This is a genomic window from Roseibium sp. (assembly GCF_050301095.1).
Classification (GTDB): domain Bacteria; phylum Pseudomonadota; class Alphaproteobacteria; order Rhizobiales; family Stappiaceae; genus Roseibium.
In genome coordinates this window covers 1-4,811 of sequence record NZ_JBNKYW010000199.1, presented here as the reverse complement: position 1 = coordinate 4,811, position 4,811 = coordinate 1, and the positions used below count along the sequence as shown (strand labels likewise).

Genomic DNA, 4,811 nt, shown 5'->3' with positions numbered 1-4,811 from the left:
CGCCGCCCTGCAGACGATCCTGGAAATCGGCGACGAAAGAGCGCTGGCCGAGGCGGTGGACGATGCCTTTCCCGGCGCTTCGATCGAGATTGCCGTCAATGACGGCTATTTCGAATTGCTGATGCAGCAGAAGGGTTTGCTACGACCCTTGCGCGCCAGCGAACTGTCGGACGGAACCTTGCGCTATCTGTTGCTGACGGCGGCGCTCCTGTCGCCCCGGCCGGCGCCGCTGATTGTCCTCAACGAGCCTGAAACCAGCCTGCACCCGGCGCTTCTGGAGCCGCTCGCCCGGCTGATTTCCAAGGCAGCGGAAAAGACACAGGTGATCGTGGTCTCCCACGCGGGCGAACTGGTGTCGGTTCTCTCCGAAGAAGCGGGCTGCATCCGCTACGATCTGCGCAAGGAACTGGGAGAAACGGTTGTGGACGGATGCGAACCGCCCCGATGGAACTGGCCAAAAAGATAAGCGCTTCACCCGTTGGGCCGGGCTTTTGAGAGGGCTCGGCCATTGTGCGGGCTTCATGTGAACATATCTCTTTCTCAATCCGGGCATTTGTGAAAAAAATCAATGGGTGCCGCAACGTCGCGGGTTGACGTTAACGGAAGGTTGGGTCATGTCAGAAAGAACCCGAAGAGGTGACGCTTTTGGGGGGGCGCGGTCCGGCAGGAGGACGGATATCCCGGCGAAACCCTTGGGACGCCTGAGATATTCGGAAGCAGGGCCTCGCCGTTTCGAAGCGGCAAATGCGCGTTGGAGAACGGTATGACGACTGCGGAGGAGTGGAACGCGGCATTCGAGCCCCGTCCCGTACATGTGTATCTTGAGGCCACTGTTGCGACATTCGGATCGCGGCCGGCAGCCGATTTCATGGGCAAGGTCTGGACCTATGCCGAACTCGGTGCGCTGGTGGACAGCACCGCCGCCGGGCTTCAGGCCATGGGCGTGGGACCGGGCGTGCATGTGGGCCTCTGCCTGCCGAATACACCCTTCTACACTATCTTCTATTTCGCCATTTTGAAGATTGGCGGCACGGTCGCCAATTTCAATCCGCTCTACGTGGAGCGGGAAATCGCCTTCCAGGCGCGTGATGCCGATGTGCGCATCATGGTGACGATGGATTTGAAGGTGATCTATGACAAGGTTGAGAACGTCCGGAAGGAGAAGGTCCTCGACAAGATCATCGTCTGCCCGATGAGTTTTTGCCTGCCGGCGGTCAAGAAGGTGCTGTTCAACCTCTTCAAGCGCAAGGAACTGGCGGACATTCCTTCAGATGATGCCCATATCCGGTTCGAGGACCTGCAGACCAAGGGGGACCGTCCGAAGCCGGTTGAAATCGATCCGGCCGAAGACGTCGCACTGCTGCAATATACGGGCGGCACCACCGGTGTTCCGAAGGGCGCCATGCTGACCCACAAGAACCTTTCGGCCAACATCGAGCAGATGCGCTGCGTCTTCGAAAAGGCGCAGCCGGGCCAGGAGAGGATGCTGTGCGTGCTGCCGTTCTTCCACGTCTTTGCCATGACGGTGGCGCAGAACCTGTCAATCATTCTGGGTGCCGAGATGGTGCTGCAGCCGCGCTTCGAACTGAAGGCGCTGTTGGACGCAATCAAGCGCAAGAAGGTGACGCTGTTTCCGGGTGTTCCGACCATCTACACCGCCATCAGCAACTCGCCGTTGACCCGGAACTATGACCTCTCCAGCATCGAAATCTGCCTGTCGGGGGGCGCGCCCCTGCCGGTCGAGGTCAAGGACGGCTTTGAGAAGATCACCGGCTGCATGCTCGTGGAGGGCTACGGCCTGACCGAATCCTCGCCGGTCGCGGCGGTCAATCCGCTAGACGAAAACCGCCGTGCCGGGTCCATCGGCCGGCTGGTGCCGGGCACCACAGCGAAATTCGTCAGCATCGAAGACCGCAAGACCGAGGTGGAAAGGGGCGAAAAAGGTGAACTGCTGCTGCACGGCCCCCAGATCATGAAAGGCTACTGGAAACGGGACGACGCCACGGCGGAAACCATCAACGAAGACGGGTATCTGCATACCGGCGATGTCGGCTACCAGGACGAGGACGGCTTCATCTATCTGGTCGACCGCATCAAGGACCTGATCCTGTGCTCCGGCTACAATGTCTATCCCCGTATCATCGAGGAAGCGATCTACCTGCACGAAGCGGTCGACGAAGCCATCGTCATTGCCATTCCGGACGAATATCGCGGCCAGTCGCCCAAAGCCTTCATTAAGCTGAAGGAAGGGTATTCCATCACCCACGACGATATGAAGGCGTTCCTCAAAGATCATCTGTCAGCTATTGAGCTGCCGCGCGAGATCGAGTTTCGCGACGAGCTGCCCAAGACCATGGTCGGCAAATTGTCGAAGAAGGAACTGGTGGAGGAAGAGGCCCGGAAGCGGGCGGAGGCGCAGGCGAAGAGTATTTGAGTGAATCGAGGAGAACAGCCGGGAGATGCGCGCGCGGCTGAGGTCACACTCTGAGTTCGTCTTCCCGGACGCAGCGTGGCGGAGATCCGGGATCGGAGTGCCGGCGACGAACTGATTTGACGTGAAGCGTGTGTCAAGCACTTCGACCTCTCCGGTCCCGGCTCGCGCTTCGCCTGGCCGGGATGACTGCGGAAAGTGCCTTAGTTCGAATACCCGCGTCCTTCGGCGGCGCGGGCGAGTTCGCGGCCGCGTTTCGCTTCGCGCCGGACTGTATAGATCGAGGCGGCGATGATGACGGCGGCGCCGAACAGGGTTTCAACGCGTGGCCACTGGCTGAAGACGAGCGCTCCGAAAACGGTGGCGTAGAGCAGTCTTGTGTAGTCGAGTGAGGCGATGGCCGTGGCTTCACCGGCTCTGAAGGCTTGAATGTTGGCGGTCTGAGCCGCCCAGGAGACGATCCCGACCAGAAGCAGCAGGCCCCATTGTGCCAGCGTCGGTGCGTGCCAGGTCAGCACGGCGGGAACCAGCATGATCAGCCCGACCCCGAAGGCCTGATAGGTCAGTATCGTGAGGGTGGAATCTGTGCGTGTCAGCATGCGCACGATGATCATGACCAGGCCCGCGCAGGCGGCGCCAGACAGGGCGAGCAGGGCATAGGGGTCGATCAGTCCTTCGCCGTCCGGCCTCAACATCAGGAGAACCCCGAGAAATCCGACGATGGTTGCCCCCCAGCGATGTATTCCCACCTTCTCACCCAACAGCCAGATGGCGAAGATCGTCAGGAAGAAGGTCTTGGAGAAGCTGATGGCTGTGGCGTCTGCCAGCGGCAGCTCGATGACGGCTGTAAAGCCGCACAGCATCGCGGTTGTCGCCACCGCCACGCGGGAGAGCTGCAGCCAGGGGCGTTTCGTCGCCAGCGACGTGGGCAGCCCGCTCAGGATCCTGGGGGTAACGATCGCCAGCATCACTGCCTGACGTACGAAGAGGATCTGGAAGACGCTGAGGTTCTGTCCAAGAAACTTGATCAGGGTCACCATGATCGAGAACAGGAAGGCCGCCAGCAGGATCCACAGCGCTCCGATGGTGTTGGAAGGCAGCTGCGCGAACAGCCCGGCAAACCTTTCCGTCATAGGCCGTTCGGTGACGGGTTTGGAGCTGCCGGATGCCGCTGATGGCTCCGGGTCTTTTGCAGGCATATCCATGTTGAATCCTGAGCCTGCCACGTCTTTGAGGGGAGGGTCGAAGAGCCGGGGGCTCGCGCCGTGTCAGGCATTTGGTTGCATTTGTCACAAGCTTAGACGTTTTGCGCCGGATGTGAAGGGCAGGGCAATTAATTGATTTCGCCGCTGGCTGACGCATGTTCTAAATTGAAAAACACACAGGGAGGAACGCGATGCGCAAGATCCAGACGCAGGGAATCCATCATATCACGCTGGTCGGGGCTGACAGGCAGACTTCCATCGATTTCTGGGAAGGGGTTCTCGGCATGCCGTTTGTCTTCGAGCAGCCGAACCTGGACGATGCCAACCAGAGCCACCTTTATTTCGATCCGGGCGACGGGCGCCTGATCACGATCTTCACCAACGAGGACCGCAAACCTGACCCGGAAGCGGCGCCGCAGACGATCGGATGCGTGCACCATATGGCCCTCGACGTATCCCAGGCGACTTTCCGGCAAGTGGCCGAGCGTCTGGACGCGCGAGGCATTGCCCATAGCGGGCCAAAGGACCGCGGCTTCATGGATTCGATCTATTTCCGCGATCCACTCGGCCTCCTGATCGAGCTGGCCAGCTACAGATTCAAGCCGCCGGAGGGGGTTTCCATGGGCGAAGTGATGCTGGAAGCGCACAAGTTGCGTGTTGCCTGTGGCGACTACAATATCCAGGAAGTGCATCTGGCCGACGCGATCGAGAACCTGACACGAAAAACAAGAGGGAGCCTGTCGGGCGACAGGGAGGCGAAAAACCCCTACTAGCGTCGAGGAAATTCCGATATCAGTCTGGAGTTGCAGCGACCCGGTCCGGTGCAAGCAATCCGGTTGCACCGGCAAATCGGGCATGCAATGTTCCAATTTCAGGTTAGGTAAGTTGGCGCGCCAAGCACTTGTAGCGCCAGGGGTCCTCAGGGTTCCAATGAATGGCAGTCGCAAAAAAGGCTCGTGCCGCACTCGCTGCGGACATTATCGGCTGGCGCGAAATCGTCAGCCTTCCGGAACTGGGCGTGTTCGACATGCGGGCCAAGATCGACACCGGTGCGCGCACCTCCGCGCTCCATGCGGAGGACCAGGAGGTCTTTGACCGGGACGGAGCGAAATGGGTCCGCTTCCGGGTGCCGGCATCCCGTCATCACAGCGACTTCAAGGTTGAAGTCCCGGTTC

5 protein-coding genes are annotated in these 4,811 nt (G+C 60.2%); 4 read left to right on the top strand and 1 reads right to left on the bottom strand.

Going from position 1 to position 4,811, the window contains the following annotated elements; all coding sequences use genetic code 11:
• Together ACQY7U_RS18005 and ACQY7U_RS18000 are read left to right on the top strand one after the other, a co-directional pair.
• On the top strand, nt 1-466 hold a 466-nt coding region (locus ACQY7U_RS18005; protein WP_428647292.1), incomplete at its 5' end, for an AAA family ATPase.
• 297 nt (nt 467-763) lie between these two features.
• Nucleotides 764-2,434, top strand: coding sequence for a long-chain-fatty-acid--CoA ligase (locus ACQY7U_RS18000; RefSeq protein ID WP_428647289.1), 1,671 nt, complete (start codon nt 764-766; stop codon nt 2,432-2,434).
• 200 nt (nt 2,435-2,634) lie between these two features.
• Here ACQY7U_RS18000 and ACQY7U_RS17995 read toward each other — a convergent pair whose 3' ends face one another.
• Nucleotides 2,635-3,636 carry a DMT family transporter gene (locus ACQY7U_RS17995; RefSeq protein WP_428647286.1) on the bottom strand — a complete coding sequence of 334 codons (1,002 nt, stop codon included), beginning with the start codon at nt 3,634-3,636 and terminating at the stop codon, nt 2,635-2,637.
• Nucleotides 3,637-3,827: 191 nt separating this feature from the next.
• Here ACQY7U_RS17995 and ACQY7U_RS17990 point away from each other — a divergent pair, with 191 nt between their 5' ends.
• Together ACQY7U_RS17990 and ACQY7U_RS17985 are read left to right on the top strand one after the other, a co-directional pair.
• On the top strand, nt 3,828-4,409 hold the full coding sequence (locus ACQY7U_RS17990; protein WP_428647283.1) for a VOC family protein: 582 nt from the start codon (nt 3,828-3,830) through the stop codon (nt 4,407-4,409).
• 161 nt (nt 4,410-4,570) lie between these two features.
• The coding region (locus tag ACQY7U_RS17985; protein ID WP_428647280.1) for a RimK/LysX family protein at nt 4,571-4,811 on the top strand (241 nt) is incomplete at its 3' end.

Coding starts and splice junctions, on each gene's coding strand:
- ACQY7U_RS18000 (WP_428647289.1), top strand. CDS start 764: ATGACGACTGCGGAGGAGTGGAACGCGGCATTCGAGCCCCGTCCCGTA.
- ACQY7U_RS17995 (WP_428647286.1), bottom strand. CDS start 3,636: ATGGATATGCCTGCAAAAGACCCGGAGCCATCAGCGGCATCCGGCAGC.
- ACQY7U_RS17990 (WP_428647283.1), top strand. CDS start 3,828: ATGCGCAAGATCCAGACGCAGGGAATCCATCATATCACGCTGGTCGGG.